20 protein-coding genes and 4 tRNA genes are annotated in these 15,386 nt (G+C 45.2%); 20 read left to right on the top strand and 4 right to left on the bottom strand.

What is annotated here, in order from left to right:
• Positions 1 to 49: 49 nt before the first annotated feature.
• The 4 genes from G6R11_RS16060 to G6R11_RS16045 form a co-directional block, all read right to left on the bottom strand.
• On the bottom strand, positions 50 to 943 hold the full coding sequence (locus tag G6R11_RS16060) for an endonuclease/exonuclease/phosphatase family protein (protein WP_163134090.1): 894 nt from the start codon (positions 941 to 943) through the stop codon (positions 50 to 52).
• A complete protein-coding gene (locus G6R11_RS16055) occupies positions 940 to 1,305 on the bottom strand; it encodes an MmcQ/YjbR family DNA-binding protein (RefSeq protein WP_163134089.1) in 366 nt (121 codons plus the stop codon). The genes G6R11_RS16060 and G6R11_RS16055 overlap by 4 nt, the downstream gene beginning before the upstream one ends.
• A gap of 88 nt (positions 1,306 to 1,393) precedes the next feature.
• Complete coding sequence (locus tag G6R11_RS16050) at positions 1,394 to 1,891, bottom strand: response regulator (RefSeq protein ID WP_163134088.1); 498 nt, start codon at positions 1,889 to 1,891, stop codon at positions 1,394 to 1,396.
• A 19-nt stretch (positions 1,892 to 1,910) separates the two neighbouring features.
• Entirely contained in the window at positions 1,911 to 3,773 is a 1,863-nt protein-coding gene (locus G6R11_RS16045; RefSeq protein ID WP_163134087.1) for an ATP-binding protein, read from the bottom strand.
• A 353-nt stretch (positions 3,774 to 4,126) separates the two neighbouring features.
• Here G6R11_RS16045 and rpsJ point away from each other — a divergent pair, with 353 nt between their 5' ends.
• The 20 genes from rpsJ to G6R11_RS15945 all read left to right on the top strand — a co-directional run.
• On the top strand, positions 4,127 to 4,438 hold the full coding sequence (gene rpsJ, locus G6R11_RS16040; RefSeq protein ID WP_137674375.1) for a 30S ribosomal protein S10: 312 nt from the start codon (positions 4,127 to 4,129) through the stop codon (positions 4,436 to 4,438).
• A 31-nt stretch (positions 4,439 to 4,469) separates the two neighbouring features.
• On the top strand, positions 4,470 to 5,105 hold the full coding sequence (gene rplC, locus G6R11_RS16035; protein WP_137674374.1) for a 50S ribosomal protein L3: 636 nt from the start codon (positions 4,470 to 4,472) through the stop codon (positions 5,103 to 5,105).
• A gap of 15 nt (positions 5,106 to 5,120) precedes the next feature.
• Positions 5,121 to 5,726: a 50S ribosomal protein L4 gene (gene rplD, locus G6R11_RS16030; RefSeq protein WP_016403495.1), complete on the top strand. Its 606-nt coding sequence runs from the start codon at positions 5,121 to 5,123 to the stop codon at positions 5,724 to 5,726.
• Positions 5,723 to 6,025, top strand: a complete 303-nt coding sequence (gene rplW, locus G6R11_RS16025; RefSeq protein WP_016403496.1) for a 50S ribosomal protein L23 — start codon at positions 5,723 to 5,725, stop codon at positions 6,023 to 6,025. The genes rplD and rplW overlap by 4 nt, the downstream gene beginning before the upstream one ends.
• Before the next feature lie 15 nt (positions 6,026 to 6,040).
• Entirely contained in the window at positions 6,041 to 6,871 is an 831-nt protein-coding gene (gene rplB / locus G6R11_RS16020) for a 50S ribosomal protein L2 (protein ID WP_163134086.1), read from the top strand.
• 11 nt (positions 6,872 to 6,882) lie between these two features.
• The gene (rpsS, locus tag G6R11_RS16015) at positions 6,883 to 7,161 is read left to right on the top strand and encodes a 30S ribosomal protein S19 (protein WP_026959667.1); all 279 of its coding nucleotides are present in this window, start codon (positions 6,883 to 6,885) and stop codon (positions 7,159 to 7,161) included.
• Positions 7,162 to 7,172: 11 nt separating this feature from the next.
• Positions 7,173 to 7,505 carry a 50S ribosomal protein L22 gene (gene rplV, locus G6R11_RS16010; protein WP_016403499.1) on the top strand — a complete coding sequence of 111 codons (333 nt, stop codon included), beginning with the start codon at positions 7,173 to 7,175 and terminating at the stop codon, positions 7,503 to 7,505.
• Positions 7,506 to 7,515: 10 nt separating this feature from the next.
• Positions 7,516 to 8,214 (top strand): 30S ribosomal protein S3, encoded by a 699-nt coding sequence (gene rpsC, locus G6R11_RS16005; protein ID WP_163134085.1) that lies wholly within the window; start codon positions 7,516 to 7,518, stop codon positions 8,212 to 8,214.
• An 11-nt stretch (positions 8,215 to 8,225) separates the two neighbouring features.
• Positions 8,226 to 8,636 (top strand): 50S ribosomal protein L16, encoded by a 411-nt coding sequence (rplP, locus tag G6R11_RS16000; protein WP_163134084.1) that lies wholly within the window; start codon positions 8,226 to 8,228, stop codon positions 8,634 to 8,636.
• Complete coding sequence (rpmC, locus tag G6R11_RS15995; protein ID WP_163134083.1) at positions 8,636 to 8,827, top strand: 50S ribosomal protein L29; 192 nt, start codon at positions 8,636 to 8,638, stop codon at positions 8,825 to 8,827. The genes rplP and rpmC overlap by 1 nt, the downstream gene beginning before the upstream one ends.
• On the top strand, positions 8,827 to 9,072 hold the full coding sequence (gene rpsQ, locus G6R11_RS15990; RefSeq protein ID WP_016403503.1) for a 30S ribosomal protein S17: 246 nt from the start codon (positions 8,827 to 8,829) through the stop codon (positions 9,070 to 9,072). Before rpmC ends, rpsQ begins: the two co-directional genes overlap by 1 nt.
• A gap of 198 nt (positions 9,073 to 9,270) precedes the next feature.
• Positions 9,271 to 11,454 (top strand): polysaccharide biosynthesis tyrosine autokinase, encoded by a 2,184-nt coding sequence (locus tag G6R11_RS15985; protein ID WP_163134082.1) that lies wholly within the window; start codon positions 9,271 to 9,273, stop codon positions 11,452 to 11,454.
• 69 nt (positions 11,455 to 11,523) lie between these two features.
• Entirely contained in the window at positions 11,524 to 12,477 is a 954-nt protein-coding gene (gene coaA, locus G6R11_RS15980; protein ID WP_163134081.1) for a type I pantothenate kinase, read from the top strand.
• On the top strand, positions 12,474 to 13,541 hold the full coding sequence (murB, locus tag G6R11_RS15975; protein WP_163134080.1) for a UDP-N-acetylmuramate dehydrogenase: 1,068 nt from the start codon (positions 12,474 to 12,476) through the stop codon (positions 13,539 to 13,541). The genes coaA and murB overlap by 4 nt, the downstream gene beginning before the upstream one ends.
• Complete coding sequence (gene birA, locus G6R11_RS15970; RefSeq protein ID WP_163134079.1) at positions 13,528 to 14,490, top strand: bifunctional biotin--[acetyl-CoA-carboxylase] ligase/biotin operon repressor BirA; 963 nt, start codon at positions 13,528 to 13,530, stop codon at positions 14,488 to 14,490. The genes murB and birA overlap by 14 nt, the downstream gene beginning before the upstream one ends.
• Positions 14,491 to 14,601: 111 nt before the next feature.
• Positions 14,602 to 14,677 (top strand) — tRNA-Thr (locus G6R11_RS15965).
• Positions 14,678 to 14,720: 43 nt separating this feature from the next.
• A tRNA-Tyr gene (locus G6R11_RS15960) sits at positions 14,721 to 14,804 on the top strand.
• A gap of 36 nt (positions 14,805 to 14,840) precedes the next feature.
• Positions 14,841 to 14,915, top strand: a tRNA-Gly gene (locus tag G6R11_RS15955).
• 4 nt (positions 14,916 to 14,919) lie between these two features.
• Positions 14,920 to 14,995 (top strand) — tRNA-Thr (locus tag G6R11_RS15950).
• A 94-nt stretch (positions 14,996 to 15,089) separates the two neighbouring features.
• Positions 15,090 to 15,386, top strand: a 297-nt coding sequence (locus G6R11_RS15945) for a GTP-binding protein (RefSeq protein ID WP_240352492.1), incomplete at its 3' end; no start/stop codon positions are given.

The raw sequence follows: 15,386 nt of genomic DNA, 5'->3' as shown, positions 1-15,386 counted from the left end.
TAGTTAGTGTTGCCAAAGCCTCGCACTTGCGAGGCTTTTTTATTGCCGTTTACTTAGCGGGAACTTGGATAAGGCTAATCACTGGGCGATGATCGGATAAGCTGTCTGGCCCAACTTGGTAGTTAACAAAACGTAAGTCTTTAGAGAGGAAAATCCAATCTAAGCGTTTGTTTTTATAGCTGGCTAAGTCTTTACTGCCCAGTTCAAAAGCGCGATAAGGACTTTGTTCAAGAAAACGGTTCACCTCATCTGGCTTGTGAAGCTGCCCTTCGCTATTAAAGTCACCCATAATAATGGTGCTGCTTGCTGTGTCTTGTAGCTGCGCATTGAGTTGCTCAAGTTGCTGCTGGCGAATACTGGCGCGAGAAAAATCTAAATGAACCGACACCACATCAAGGCTTTGCTGAGAATTTAGCTTAATTCGCGCATGGGTAAAACCTTTGCTGGTGGTTGGCGGGCTAGGGGCAAAGTTAACTGCAAGCGCTTCGCTAATAGGATATTTGGAAAGAATAGCCGTGCCATAGTTAGCCAGCTTACTGCTGCTATGAATACTATGGGCATACCAAGAGTATCCGGCGTGTTGTGCTAGGAAGGCGACATGATCAAAACCGCCAGACCACGCAGAGCTGGCGTCGGCTTCCTGTAAAGCAACAATGTCTATGTCTTGCTCACGCAAATAAGCTGCGATATCGAGTAGATTTTTTTTGCTGGTGTTACCACGAACTAATAGCTGGTTAAGTGCATGCTTGCGCCCGTGGGCGAGATTAAGTGTGGCCACTTTTAGTTGAGGCAGCGGGCTGCGGGCTGTTTCAGTATGGGGCCAATAGCCAACTTTTAAAGGCGTGGTACTAACATCGTGATTACTTCCACTAGAGCAAGCGCTTAGCGCTAAAACCAAACCAAGCAGGGAGAGTTTAAGCCAGTTAATCTTTGTCCAAATCAAGATGAGCTTAAACCTAGTAGTTGTTGTTGAGCCTGCTTATTCATGCCTTTTACCACAAGCTCGAAGGAATTATCAATTAAACGTAAGGCTTCATTTTCGGCATCGCTACCGTCAAAATTGAGTGTTAGCCAATGGCGCTTGTTCATATGATAGCCGCGGGTAATGGCCGGATAAATATCGGTTAGTGCGTCAATTTGTTCGGGCTGACATTTTAAGTTCATGTTCATTACGCCGTCTTTCCAACTCACTAAAGCGAACATTTTGCCGCGCACTTTAAACACCGGAACATCAGGCGCAAAGGGTAAATCTTGAGTGACCTCAGGCTTACCTAGCAAGTACGATTTGAGTTGTTCATAGTCCATGTGTATAGCCTGCTCTAGAAATCAGCTTCTATAGTAGAACGAATAGGCCGCTTTATCTAAGCGCTAACCGTTCACTACTGACATTTTTCTAGTTACCCAAATCTAAGCGATGTTGGTTCACGTGACTAAAGATCCGCTCGCCGTCCAGTACTTGTGCAAAGGGCATTGGGTTTTCGCAGTATTCCAAAACGTAATCGGTGAGCTTTTCTTGCACGATGCTAAGCAGCTGTTCTTCAGACCAAGGTTTCGCTAAATAGTAATTTAGGCCACCGCGATTAATCGCTTCGATGGTATCGTGCAGGCCAGCTTGCCCAGTTAGCAATATCTTTTTAGCTGATTCGCTAGTAGCGGCGTGGTTTAGGTCGATAAGAAAATCAATGCCTAACTCATCGGGCATAATGTGGTCGGCAAGAATCAGCGCAAGTTTTCCGCCTTGTGCTTCAAAATCTTTAATCACTTGGCGAGCTTCGGCCACGCTTTCTGCTCCATCAATAGTAAAAGGTGGACTTAAAGGCTGAATGTCGCTTAACACGCTATCCAATACTTCACGTTCATCATCAACACACAAAATCAGTAATTGTTCCATGGTGCGACTCCTTTAAGTCTTAGCTTTGGTTTAATGGTAAGGTAATAATGAAACGGGTAAATTGTCCTAGCTCAGATTCCACTTCAATTCTGCCTAAATGTTGTGCAACTATTTGTTGGCAAACGGTTAGTCCTATTCCCAAACCAAAATTACCTTCTCGTTTGGTGGTAAAGTTTAGTTGGAATATTTTCTCGATAATTTCGGGTTTAATGCCAGGGCCGCTGTCTTCAATGATTATTGATATGTAACTGGGAGAGGCTTCGTTGTAGCGGCTAGTAATGGTGAGTTTGCCGCGGCTTCCCATGGCGTCTAAGGCATTGGCAATGAGGTTGGTCCATACCTGTTGCAGCGCTATTGGGTGACAACGATAAACGGGTAGTAGGCCATAATTACACTCAACTTCAAAGCCACGCAGGCGATTTTCTAGAATCACTAAAGTTTCGGCGATGCCTTCATTTAGATCGGCAAGTACCGGTTGCTCAGGGTCTTGACCTGCATAGTGCTTAAGGCCTTTGACTAGCCCGGCTATGCGAGAAGCGCAAACTTGAATATTTCGTAAAAAGTTACCTATTTGATGATAGCTAGATAGTGCGTTGATGAGTTCAGCGCTGTCTTCATTGTCACTACATTGCAAATACTGTTGCCGAAAGTCAGGTCGGTCTAAACCAATAGTCACCGCTTTTCTGGCGATAATCGGGTCACCAAATAAATCTACTGAATTACTGCTACGCTGGCGGATCTCACTGGTGGACATTGGCGTGAGAGTAAATGCCGCCTCAAGCAGTTGCTGGCCCAGTTGCTGTTGCTTAGCGCTTAAAGGGCTATTAAGTACCTGTGGCAACTGTTTAGCAATGGTATCGCTGCCGCGATTGATGGCTGCCACCGGATTGTTTAACTCATGGGCAATGCCAGATATTAGCTGGCCAAGCACAGCCATTTTTTCTTTTTCTATCAGCTGCTCGCGAGCTGAATCTAAGGAGTTTAAGGTGCTTTGTAAGGTGAGTTTGGTATGAATGCTCTTTTGCAGACGCCGATTAAAGTGGCGTAGCAGTAGATTAGTAAACAAAGGCAATAGATGGTTGCTTGAATCTAGCACCTTGGCAAAGGTTACTCTATCTAGCTTAATCACGTCGGTACGCATAGTGGTAACCGCGCTGGTAAAACCTAATTCGCCAGTAACAAAAGACATACCGCCCACTAAGGAGCCCGCTTGCATTCGCGCCACTTCTAGGGTTTGGTCATCTTGTTGTTTCTTTAATACCACCTCACCTTTTGCGATGAACCATAAATACTGGTTGGCTTCTCCTTCTTGAGTGAGCAAATGGTTGGCGCTGTAGGTGCGGCACAAATGGTCTTCATCATTATCTTGGAAAAAAGCATAAAGGGCGGTGATCACTTGCTCGGAGAGCTCTTGGTCACTTAATGCTGTGTAGTCAAAGAAGTTAGCGCGAAACTGCGCCACGTGCTCGGCCAGCTGTTGCTCCAGCCAACGCTGTTGTTGGTGATGATCGGCGATTGGCCAATGTAGCCTTAATTGCTCCTCTAAATGGCGGTCATCATCTTCGGGAGACAGCACATGCATCGGGGTAAAACTATTTACTAACTCACATAGCTGCTTAGCGTTAGGCAGCTGGTCAGCGTAAAAAATTACGTTGGCCGCTTGAGCCGAAGGGTGTTTAAGTAACTGGCTAAAATGGAGTTGCTGTTGATTGCTTTGCAACAATGAAACATCAACCACCACCAAAGCTAGCTGGTGCTGTGTTAGTTGCGAGTGAGCAGGAAAGGATGAAGTACGCCAAAAATGCCAAGGCGTATCTTGCTGCTCTAGCTGCTGCGGCCATGAGTGCTGGCTAATAATCAGTAAGCTATGTTGGTTATTCATGCTAGCTCTAATCAATGCTTATTGTTGAATATTATAGGCTTACAAGTACTAAGGTTTTGCGAGCTGCTTAAAGGTTCCTAGGCTAGCCAATTGCAATGTGGTTAGCGATTGAACAAATTGTGTAGATTAGCTTGTTTTTTACTAGCCCTTGAGTATAATACCGCGGCTCACTAATTTAGTGGCTGAGTTGCTTCGGCAATTCATCAGTTAGCCTGTTAAAGGGTTAACTACTAACAGTGCTTCCGATTTGGAAGCAAACGTTATTCGTCGCATGCACTGCCATCCCCAAATTTTGGATAAGGATGTCGTTGGTGTGTGTTAGGTTCTTTAATTTTTTATTTGGAGCTCTGTCAATGCAGAACCAAAGAATTCGAATCCGCTTGAAAGCATTTGATCACCGTCTGATCGATCAATCTACTGCGGAAATCGTAGAAACTGCCAAACGCACTGGCGCTCAGGTTCGTGGTCCTATTCCACTTCCTACTCGTAAAGAGCGTTACACCATTCTGGTATCTCCGCACGTTAACAAAGACGCGCGTGATCAGTATGAAATTCGCACCCACAAGCGTCTAGTAGACATCGTTGAGCCAACTGATAAAACAGTTGACGCTTTGATGCGCCTTGACCTTGCTGCTGGTGTAGATGTGCAAATCAGCTTGGGCTAAGCCTGAGTCTGTTTAATAAGAGGTTTTTACAATGATTGGTCTAATCGGTCGTAAAGTTGGAATGACTCGTATCTTCACTGAAGATGGCGCTTCTATTCCAGTTACCGTAATCGAATGTGAGCCAAACCGCGTTACTCGTGTTATCACTGAGGACAGCGACGGTTACCGCGCTCTGCAAGTGACCACCGGCGCTAAAAAAGCAAGTCGTGTTAGCAAACCAGAAGCGGGTCAATTCGCTAAAGCTGGTGTTGACGCGGGTCGCGGCCTGTGGGAATTCCGTCTAGCAGACGGTGAAGGCGAAGAAGTTAACGTAGCTGATGAGCTAAAAGTTGACTTGTTCAATGAAGTTAAAAAAGTAGACGTTACTGGTACTTCTAAAGGTAAAGGTTTCCAAGGCGGTGTTAAACGCTGGAACTTCGCTACCCAAGATTTTACTCACGGTAACTCTTTGAGCCACCGTGCTCCTGGTTCTATTGGTCAAAACCAAAGCCCAGGTAAAGTATTCAAGGGCAAGAAGATGGCCGGACATATGGGTGCTGAGCGTGTAACTACGCAAAACCTAGATGTTGTACGTGTTGATGTTGAACGTAACCTGATTTTGGTTAAAGGTGCCGTACCTGGCGCTACCAATGGTAACGTGATCATTAAACCTGCTGTTAAAGCGTAACGTTAGGAGATAGTAATGGAATTGGTATTGAAAGACGCGCAAAGCGCTCTTGAAGTTTCCGAAACTACCTTCGGACGTGACTTTAACGAAGCGTTGATTCACCAGGTAGTAACTGCATATGCTGCAGGTTCTCGCCAGGGATCTCGCGCTCAGAAAACACGTTCTGAAGTATCAGGTGGTGGTAAGAAACCATGGCGTCAGAAAGGTACAGGCCGTGCTCGTGCCGGTACAATTCGTAGCCCTATTTGGCGTAGCGGCGGGGTAACCTTTGCAGCTAAGCCACAAGATCACAGCCAAAAAGTTAACAAGAAAATGTACCGCGGCGCAATCCGCAGCATCTTGTCTGAACTAGTTCGTCAAGAACGTTTGATTGTGGTTGAAAAATTTGCTGTTGAAGCGCCAAAAACTAAAGAATTAGTTGCTAAGTTGAAAGACTTCGACCTTAACGATGTATTAATCGTTACTCCTGAAGTTGATGAAAACTTATTCTTGGCCGCACGTAACCTATATAAAGTAGACGTACGTGATGTAGCTGGTATTGACCCAGTTAGCTTGATTGCCTTTGATAAAGTGTTGGTAACTGCTGATGCAGTTAAACAAATTGAGGAGTGGTTAGCATGATCAGCGAAGAACGTTTGTTGAAAGTTCTAGTAGCTCCACATATCTCTGAAAAGAGCACTATGTCTGCTGAAGCCGATAACACTATCGTATTCAAAGTAGTGAAAACCGCTACTAAAGCAGAAATCAAAGCTGCAGTTGAAAAACTATTCGAAGTTGAAGTTACTGGCGTTACTACCTTGAACCAAAAAGGTAAAACTAAACGTCACGGAGCTCGTTTCGGTCGCCGTAACGACGTGAAGAAAGCGTATGTAACCTTAGCTGAAGGTGCAGACATCGACTTCACCGGTGCCGCAGAGTAATAGGAGTATTCTTAAATGGCTATTGTAAAATGTAAGCCTACATCTGCTGGTCGTCGCCACGTTGTTAAAGTGGTTAATACTGACCTGCACAAAGGCAAGCCTTACGCTCCTTTGTTGGAAAGTAAGTCGAAATCTGGTGGTCGTAACAACCGCGGTGTAATTACCGTGCGTCATATCGGTGGTGGTCATAAGCAACACTACCGTTTGATTGACTTCAAACGTAATGACAAAGATGGCATTCCTGCGAAAGTAGAACGTCTTGAATATGATCCAAACCGCAGTGCTCACATTGCATTGGTATTATTCGCAGACGGTGAACGTCGTTATATTTTAGCACCTAAAGGTGTTAAAGCAGGCGCTGCTATTGCTTCTGGTGTTGATGCACCAATCGAAGCAGGTAACTGTTTGCCAATGCGTAACATGCCAGTAGGTTCTACTGTGCACGCGATTGAAATGAAGCCTGGTAAAGGTGCCCAAATGGCACGTTCTGCTGGTGCTTACGCTCAAATCGTTGCACGTGATGGAGCATACGTAACTCTACGTCTACGTAGTGGTGAAATGCGTAAGATATTATCTGATTGTCGCGCTACTCTAGGCGAAGTTGGTAATGGCGAGCACATGCTACGTAAACTTGGTAAAGCTGGTGCAACGCGCTGGCGTGGTGTTCGTCCTACCGTTCGCGGTGTGGTAATGAACCCGGTTGATCACCCACACGGTGGTGGTGAAGGTCGTACATCTGGTGGCCGTCATCCAGTTACTCCATGGGGTGTACCTACCAAAGGTTACAAAACTCGTAAAAATAAGAGTACGGATCAATATATCGTACGCCGTCGTTCTAAGAAATAAGGGGAATCGCCATGCCACGTTCTCTCAAGAAGGGTCCATTCATTGACCTACACTTGTTGAAGAAGGTAGAGAAAGCGGTGGAAAGCGGGGACAAGAAACCATTGAAAACTTGGTCTCGTCGCTCAATGATCATTCCACAAATGATCGGTTTGACCATCGCTGTCCATAATGGTCGTCAGCACGTTCCAGTATTTGTTACCGATGAAATGATCGGTCATAAACTGGGTGAATTCGCGCCAACTCGTACTTATCGCGGCCATGCTGCTGATAAGAAAGCGAAGAAGAAGTAGGAGTATAAATAATGGAAGCTTTAGCTAAACATCGTTTTGCTCGTGGTTCTGCGCAGAAAGCTCGCCTGGTTGCAGATCAAGTACGTGGTCTACCAGTTGAAAAAGCACTTGTTACGTTGCAATTCAGCAGCAAAAAAGCAGCAGGACTTGTTAAGAAAGTTCTAGAATCTGCCATTGCTAACGCTGAGCACAATGAAGGTGCTGATATTGATGAGTTGAAAATCACCAAAATCTTCGTAGATGATGGTCCAACTCTAAAGCGTATTCGTCCTCGTGCTAAAGGCCGAGCCGACCGTATTATCAAGCGTACCAGCCACATCACTGTGGTTGTGTCTGATAACTAGGAGATAAGCAATGGGTCAGAAAGTACATCCTAATGGTATTCGCCTAGGTATCGTAAAACCATGGAATTCAACCTGGTATGCCGATAAAGGTGAATACGCAGATAACCTTTTCAGTGACCACAAAGTGCGTCAATTCTTAACTAAAGAATTGAAAAGCGCTTCTGTGTCTCGCATTACTATTGAACGTCCTGCTAAGAGCATCCGTGTAACTATTCACACTGCTCGCCCAGGTGTTGTAATTGGTAAGAAAGGTGAAGATGTTGAAAAACTTCGCAAGAACGTAGCTAAATTAGCTGGCGTACCTGCACAAATCAACATCTCAGAAGTTCGTAAGCCTGAGTTAGACGCTAAATTAGTAGCAGACTCTATCTCTAGCCAGCTAGAGCGTCGTGTTATGTTCCGTCGTGCTATGAAGCGCGCAGTACAAAACGCAATGCGTCTTGGCGCTAAAGGTATCAAGGTTCAAGTTAGTGGTCGTTTAGGCGGTGCAGAAATTGCTCGTGCTGAATGGTACCGTGAAGGTCGTGTACCACTACACACTTTACGTGCTGATATCGATTACTCAACTTCAGAAGCGTTGACTACTTACGGTATCATCGGCGTTAAAGTTTGGATCTTTAAAGGCGAAGTTCTTGGCGGAATGCCATTGGCTGCAGCACCTGAAGCTCCTTCTAAGCCGAAGCGCGGTAACAAGCGCAACGCTAAATAGGAGAACCGGGAATGTTACAACCAAAACGTACTAAATTCCGTAAGCAACACACTGGTCGTAACCGTGGTTTAGGCAAAGGACAAAACGTGTCTTTTGGCGACTTCGGTCTTAAAGCGACTGGTCGTGGCCGTCTTACTGCTCGTCAGATCGAAGCAGCACGTCGTGCGATGACTCGTCACATTAAACGTCAAGGTAAAATCTGGATCCGTGTATTCCCAGACAAACCGATTACTCAAAAGCCTCTTGAGGTTCGTATGGGTAAAGGTAAAGGTAACGTGGAATACTGGGTAGCCCAAATTCAGCCAGGCAAAGTCCTGTATGAAATGGACGGTGTATCAGAAGAACTTGCACGCGAAGCTTTCGAGCTTGCAGCGCGTAAGCTACCTTTAAGCACTACTTTTGTAACGCGGACGGTGATGTAATGTTAGCTAACGAACTTAAAGATAAAAGTGTTGAAGAGCTTAAAGCTGAGCTACTAAACCTGCTTCGTGAGCAATTCAACTTGCGTATGCAAGCAAGTACTGGTCAATTAGCCCAAACTCACTTGCTTAAAAACGTACGTCGCGATATCGCGCGTGTGAAAACAATTCTGAATCAGAAGGCAGGTGCGTAATGAGCGATATCCGTACATTGCAAGGTAAAGTAGTTAGCGACAAAATGGACAAGTCTATTGTTGTTGCTATTGAGCGTCAGGTTAAACACCCAATCTATGGGAAATACACCAAACGCACTACTAAGCTACACGCTCATGATGAAGCAAACGTTGCCGCTCAAGGCGATGTTGTAACCATCAGAGAATGTGCTCCAATCTCTAAGACTAAGTCTTGGACTTTGGTAGACGTAGTAGTTAAAGCCTAAGCTTTAAAACTATGAAAAAGGCTCCTGCGGGAGCCTTTTTTCATTTATTTATAATAATATTATTATCTTTTTTTGTAGTATTAGGCGTTTCTCTTACATACATTTCCGACATTCCCTAATTGCATGTGGCTTATAGAGCTGGCAGTATCGTTAGGTTATAAATTGTATGTTTAAGTAATGGAGTTATCGGTTAGATTCATGGAAGAGCAGAAGTCGCCACAAAATAGAGAAAGTAAAGAGGTCGATTTACGTCACCTGTTTGTTACTCTGTGGCAAGCAAAATTAAACATTATCCTAGTAGTGATGGTTACATTGCTATTGAGTATGTTGTATGTAAAAGCGCTGCCTTCTTTATACCAAGCTTCTTCTAAATTAATGATCGGCTACAGCCAAGCTAAAATGGTTGCCGTAGAAGACGTTTATAACTTAGATACTCAAGCAGAAGCTTATTTTAATACTGAAACCGAAATTCTTCGCTCCGAACGAATCGCACTAGCGGTTATCCATAAGTTAGATTTACAACACCATCCCGAATTTCTACGTAAGCCTATCGCCCCTTGGCGTTACTGGTGGCAGGTGGTTACGCTTGGGTATAGCTCACAGTTTAGTAGCAAAAATTCACCTAGCGAAGCGCAATTGCTAAAGGTATTTAAAAGCCGTTTATCGGTATCTCCGTTACCTAAAAGCCGTTTAGTTGAAATCAAGTTTAGAAGCTGGGACAAATTGCTGGCTCAGCAAGTGTCTATTGCTGTGGCGGAAGCCTACATCGAATATCATCGCAGCTCTAGTGAAGCAGCCACCGATCAAACCATTGGTTGGTTATTGCAAGAGCTTAATCGCTTAAAATCTGCACTACAAAGTTCAGAAGTTGAATTGCAACTGTACCGTGAACAGGAAAATCTGGTCGATCAGGAAGGTATTTTAGGGCTTATCGGTAAAGAGCTACAGCAGTTAACCACGCAGCAATTGGAAGCTCAGCGGCTGAAAAGTGAAGCTAGCGCTCTTTGGAATTTGGTGAGACGCACTGCCGCTGGTGATTTAGATAAGCTGACTTCGTTGAATGAGATCCAGCGTGATCCAATGGTGCAAAATATTAAGCGCCGACGAATAGAGTTAGAGTTGAAGCAAGCTGAACTTGCCAAGCGCTACGGGCCAAAACACCCTAAGCGCGTTTCTTTAAGTGGCGAGATTTCAAGAGTTGAATTAGAACTTCGCAGCCAAACCGATTTCATTATTTCTGGTATCGAGAAAAGCTATCAGTCTGCCGTTGCACGCGAAGCGGCCTTATCGGAATCGCTACGTTTAGCTAAGGTGAGATACCAAGACCTGAGCCGTAAGACCACTCGGTTTAATCAGCTGACTCGTGAGATTGAGAGTAATACTCGACTTTACAATACCTTCCTCGAGAAGTTTAAAGAAGCAGAAGCTGCAGAGGGCTTTAATCGCGGCTACGCTCAGTTGGTGGATAGCGCTCGAATTCCCGAGTCTCCAATTAAACCCAAGAAAGCAATTATTGTGATACTGGCAGGCATGCTTGCAGGTATTTTAAGCGTGGTGTTTGTTTTACTTAAGCAAGCTATGTCACGTACCTTCTCAACCGTTGAAGAGCTAGAAAATGCGCTAAGTGTTGAAGTAATTGCTGAAGTACCGAAAGTGAAGGTGCGCAGCAACAAATGGCTCAGACAAGGTGTTCACCCTTGGTTAGGCGAGCCTTTGCGTTCCTTGCGAGCTCGCTTGCAAATGCGACCAAACCGAGGCCAAGTAGTATTGTTTACTTCCGCTTTAGAGGGCGAGGGGAAAACCAGTTTAACTATTCAAACTGCATCGGCCTGCAGTGACGTAGAAAAAGTATTGCTGATTGACGCTGATCTGCGCCGCGCTTCAGTATCAACCTATTTAAATTACTCTTTATCGCAACCTGGCCTAACCCATTTACTCGCGCGAACCCATTCTGTATCTCAGTGTATTCATCGCGATAACCAACTAGGTTTTGATGTATTAACAGCCGGTTTGATTGACCGACACTCTACTTCCTTATTGGCCTCGAAAAAATTCAAGCTATTGCTAAAAGGGCTTCGCCAACATTACGATCGCATCGTTATTGAAACTGGCCCCTTAATGCAAGTAAGTGATGCGGTTATGGTTGCGCCTTCAGTAGACGCAACTCTTCTGGTCGTTCAGGCAGAACGTACCGATGGCAAATCAATCGAAAATGCATTGAACAAACTAGCTCGGATGGATCTGGAAATATCCGGCGTAGTATTTAATAAAGTTGCCCGCAATAAACGCGCTTACGACTACGACCTGCCTTCTGTTCATTTGGTTGAGCGCAGCCCTAAAGTTGTGCCCCTGCGCGAAGACAAATTCCGCAAACAGGGTTAAATCCTGCCTTAAGCTGGAGAGTTTTTTAGTTTTGGTATATGGTTGTGCCGCACTATATAGGAAGGGCCCATGCCAGCAACTTATACCACCGCGCCGCATGCGTTTAGTTATTTAGATTTTGAACGCGAAGCTTGGTCAACACTCCGTCAATCAGTACCTCTCACTCTTACCGAAGATGACCTTGAAAGCATTCGTGGTATTAACGAAGCCTTGTCCTTGCCTCAGGTTGTCGATATTTATCTGCCATTATCTCGCTTGCTCAATCTTTACGTGAAAGCGCGCCAAGATCGCCGAGAAGTTTTAGCTAACTTTTTGGGAAGTGGCCAACACGTGCCTTATATCATTGGTGTTTCTGGCAGTGTTGCTGGCGGTAAAAGCACCACTTCACGGATTCTCCAAGCCCTACTTCAGCGGTGGCCCGAGCACCCAAAAGTCGACATTGTTACTACCGACGGTTTCCTATTTCCTAACGAAGAGTTAGAAGCGCGTGGTTTGATGCAACGTAAGGGTTTCCCTGAAAGTTACGACCAAAAGGCTTTGGTCGACTTTGTGGCGGCGCTTAAGTCCGGAGAAGAAAGTGTTGCGGCTCCAGTTTACTCTCACCTTTCTTACAACATTGTAAAAGATAAGCAGATTAAAGTTGAGCAGCCAGATATCGTAATTCTTGAAGGCTTAAACGTTTTGCAATCAGCTCGAGATTACCCCAATCAACCTCGGCAAGTATTTGTTTCCGATTACTTAGACTTTTCGATTTTTGTCGACGCCGAGCCAGAGCTATTAGAAACCTGGTATATCGAACGCTTTCAAAAGCTCCGCGCGAGTGCGTTTACTCACCCTAATAACTATTTTCACCATTACGCTCAGCTTGATGAAAGCGGTGCAGCGAAGATCGCTAAGCAAATCTGGTCGTCAATTAACCACGTCAACTTGATAGAGAATATTCTTCCTACCAGAGAACGCGCTGATTTGATTCTTGAAAAAAGTGCTAACCACGAAGTAAGCCGGGTGCGTTTAAGAAAATGAGTGTTGTTTCCTCAATACAAAGCGATGTTGATTTAAGTTCTTATAACACCTTCGGTTTAGCGGCTAAGGCTAAGTATTTTGCAGAGCTTAAGCATGCTGAAGACATTGCTGAATTGATTACTTGGGCTTGCACCAAGAAGCTTTCTTGGATGGTGATTGGCGGTGGGTCTAACTTACTACTACTAGAAGACTTTTGTGGCTTAGTAATAGTAAATCAGATTCGCGGTATACAAGTCGCTGAAAATCACGAATGCTACATCATCAAAGCAGCCGCAGGAGAAGATTGGCACCAGTTCGTGCAATGGACTATCGAACAAGGAATGCCAGGCCTAGAGAATCTAGCGCTTATCCCCGGAACAGTGGGGGCGTCGCCAGTACAAAACATTGGAGCCTATGGCATTGAGTTGGCCGATGTATGTAGTGAAGTTGAGTTTTATTCCCTGCTGACTAACAGCAAGCAAATACTTAGCAATATGCAATGCCAATTTGCCTATCGAGACAGCATTTTTAAAGCTAAGTTAAAAGATCAAGTTCTCATCAGTAAGGTTACCTTTGAGCTTAGTAAGTCCTGGGCAGCAAAACGGAATTATGGTGGTTTGAAAATGCTAGCCGAAGGCGTCAGTGCTCAGGCAGTGTTTGACGAGGTGTGCAAAATGCGTATTAGTAAACTTCCAGACCCTAAGCGTTTAGGCAATGCAGGCAGCTTTTTTAAGAATCCGCTCGTTAGCCAAGACCATCTTTCAAGTTTGTTATCTCGCTACCCAGAAATGCCAAATTACCAAGCTAGTAAGGGGCAATCTAAGTTAGCTGCAGGTTGGCTAATTGATAAACTCGGCCTAAAAGGTTTTTCAATAGGTGGCGCAGCGGTGCATCAGGATCAGGCTTTAGTCTTGGTTAACAAAGCAAATGCTGAGGCAGAAGATATCCTCGCGCTATGTCGCCATATTCGCCAGCAAGTGTGGCAAGCCTTTGATGTATTACTAGAGCCAGAAGTACGTTTTATTAGTCACTCTGGTGAGATAGAACCAAGCGCGGTGTTAGGTAAGCCCAATGACACCGAGTAAGCCCTACCAGTTAATTAGTTGGCTCTCATCTGGCGAATTCTGCTCAGGGGAGAGCTTGGCACAGCAGCTCGAGGTTTCTCGCACCACGGTGGCTAGCTATATCAAGCAATACTCGGCCCTAGGTGTAGATATTTACAGTGTAAAGGGTAAAGGCTATCGCTTGTCAGAACCTTTGTCTCTGTTAGATGCCAAAGCTCTAGAGCAGTCGCTGCCCTCCAATCAGCCTCTGGTATTCGACCAGGTTGATTCAACCAATGCATGGTTGATGAACAACATCGACACCGTTGAACACGGCCAAGTGGTTTTGGCGGAATATCAAAGTGCTGGTCGCGGTAGGCGAGGCCGGGCATGGCAAACGCCCTATGCTGGCCAACTTTGTATGTCTTTGTTGTGGCGTTTGCAAGATGGTATTGAAGCGGCCATGGGTTTAAGCCTTGCAGTAGGACTAGCAATTGTAGAGGCATTAGAAAAGGCTGGCTTTGAAGACTTAGGCCTAAAGTGGCCTAACGATATTTATTTAGGTGGTAAAAAGCTTGGTGGAGTATTAATAGAACTACAAGGTCACGCTAATAGCGAAGTGAGCTTAGTGGTTGGTCTTGGGGTGAATATTAGAGTGGCGAGTCTTCAAGCAGAGCAAATTGACCAAGCTTTTGCCCAGTTAGAAACCAATGCTAAGTCCACAGTAAACAGAACTGAGTTAGCTGTAGCCATTGTTGAGTCTTTGAACCAGATGTTCGAGATATTCAGCTTGCAGGGCTTTGCTGCCTTACAACAACGTTGGAATCGTTACGATGTCTTCGCTAATAAAGATGTAAGCTTGCGCTTTTCTGAGGATCGTCAGCTAAAAGGCAAGGCTAAGGGCGTTGATCAGCAAGGCCAATTGTTACTTGAAATAGATGGCCAACAACAGGCATTTATGGCCGGTGAAGTATCGCTACGCGGCCAATAATTGAGCCTGCTGGCTGATTTTTGCGCGTTCACATCAATCCTTAGTTTTTTTTTCCATTTGGTAGTTGCATTTAATAAATGCATTACATAGAATGCGCAGCACTTAAGCGATGCCGATTTAGCTCAGTTGGTAGAGCAACTGACTTGTAATCAGTAGGTCGCCAGTTCGACTCCGGCAATCGGCACCATCTCTTAAGTGTAAGGCTTCACCTTGTTACAAGGTGACAGTGTGGGGGGGTTCCCGAGTGGCCAAAGGGAGCAGATTGTAAATCTGCCGCGAAAGCTTCGATGGTTCGAATCCGTCCCCCCCCACCATTATTTTGGTAGTAGGTCGTCTTCCAAAGGTTTGATGCGGGCATCGTATAATGGCTATTACCTCAGCCTTCCAAGCTGATGATGCGGGTTCGATTCCCGCTGCCCGCTCCACAGTGCTGATATAGCTCAGTTGGTAGAGCGCACCCTTGGTAAGGGTGAGGTCGGCAGTTCGAATCTGCCTATCAGCACCACATTCCTTTTTTAGTCTCCCTATTACTTTTTACCGGTCGGTAAGCGTAAACCAATGGTGCTTTGTACCAATGACCTTTATCCATGGGGACTATTATGTCTAAAGAAAAATTTGAACGTTCAAAACCGCACGTAAACGTTGGTACAATTGGCCACGTTGACCACGGTAAAACAACTCTAACAGCGGCTATCACAAACGTACTTGCAAAAGTATACGGTGGTGAAGCTAAAGATTTCGCAGCAATCGATAACGCTCCAGAAGAGCGCGAGCGCGGTATCACAATTTCTACTTCACACGTAGAGTACGACACTCCAACTCGTCACTACGCACACGTAGATTGTCCTGGACACGCTGATTACGTTAAAAACATGATCACTGGTGCTGCTCAAATG

Origin of the sequence: Agarivorans sp. Alg241-V36 (assembly GCF_900537085.1) — a bacterium.
In the GTDB taxonomy this organism is placed as follows: domain Bacteria; phylum Pseudomonadota; class Gammaproteobacteria; order Enterobacterales; family Celerinatantimonadaceae; genus Agarivorans.
Note: the sequence above shows the minus strand (reverse complement) of the source record. Positions and strands in the feature narration are given on the sequence as shown.

Excerpts from the sequence above, each read along its gene's own strand:
- murB (WP_163134080.1), top strand. The coding sequence starts at position 12,474 with ATGAGTGTTGTTTCCTCAATACAAAGCGATGTTGATTTAAGTTCTTAT.
- rpsC (WP_163134085.1), top strand. The coding sequence starts at position 7,516 with ATGGGTCAGAAAGTACATCCTAATGGTATTCGCCTAGGTATCGTAAAA.
- birA (WP_163134079.1), top strand. The coding sequence starts at position 13,528 with ATGACACCGAGTAAGCCCTACCAGTTAATTAGTTGGCTCTCATCTGGC.
- rplC (WP_137674374.1), top strand. The coding sequence starts at position 4,470 with ATGATTGGTCTAATCGGTCGTAAAGTTGGAATGACTCGTATCTTCACT.
- G6R11_RS16045 (WP_163134087.1), bottom strand. The coding sequence starts at position 3,773 with ATGAATAACCAACATAGCTTACTGATTATTAGCCAGCACTCATGGCCG.
- rplD (WP_016403495.1), top strand. The coding sequence starts at position 5,121 with ATGGAATTGGTATTGAAAGACGCGCAAAGCGCTCTTGAAGTTTCCGAA.
- rpsQ (WP_016403503.1), top strand. The coding sequence starts at position 8,827 with ATGAGCGATATCCGTACATTGCAAGGTAAAGTAGTTAGCGACAAAATG.
- rplP (WP_163134084.1), top strand. The coding sequence starts at position 8,226 with ATGTTACAACCAAAACGTACTAAATTCCGTAAGCAACACACTGGTCGT.
- rpmC (WP_163134083.1), top strand. The coding sequence starts at position 8,636 with ATGTTAGCTAACGAACTTAAAGATAAAAGTGTTGAAGAGCTTAAAGCT.
- rpsJ (WP_137674375.1), top strand. The coding sequence starts at position 4,127 with ATGCAGAACCAAAGAATTCGAATCCGCTTGAAAGCATTTGATCACCGT.
- rplV (WP_016403499.1), top strand. The coding sequence starts at position 7,173 with ATGGAAGCTTTAGCTAAACATCGTTTTGCTCGTGGTTCTGCGCAGAAA.
- rplW (WP_016403496.1), top strand. The coding sequence starts at position 5,723 with ATGATCAGCGAAGAACGTTTGTTGAAAGTTCTAGTAGCTCCACATATC.
- G6R11_RS15985 (WP_163134082.1), top strand. The coding sequence starts at position 9,271 with ATGGAAGAGCAGAAGTCGCCACAAAATAGAGAAAGTAAAGAGGTCGAT.
- G6R11_RS16050 (WP_163134088.1), bottom strand. The coding sequence starts at position 1,891 with ATGGAACAATTACTGATTTTGTGTGTTGATGATGAACGTGAAGTATTG.
- G6R11_RS16055 (WP_163134089.1), bottom strand. The coding sequence starts at position 1,305 with ATGGACTATGAACAACTCAAATCGTACTTGCTAGGTAAGCCTGAGGTC.
- rplB (WP_163134086.1), top strand. The coding sequence starts at position 6,041 with ATGGCTATTGTAAAATGTAAGCCTACATCTGCTGGTCGTCGCCACGTT.
- rpsS (WP_026959667.1), top strand. The coding sequence starts at position 6,883 with ATGCCACGTTCTCTCAAGAAGGGTCCATTCATTGACCTACACTTGTTG.
- coaA (WP_163134081.1), top strand. The coding sequence starts at position 11,524 with ATGCCAGCAACTTATACCACCGCGCCGCATGCGTTTAGTTATTTAGAT.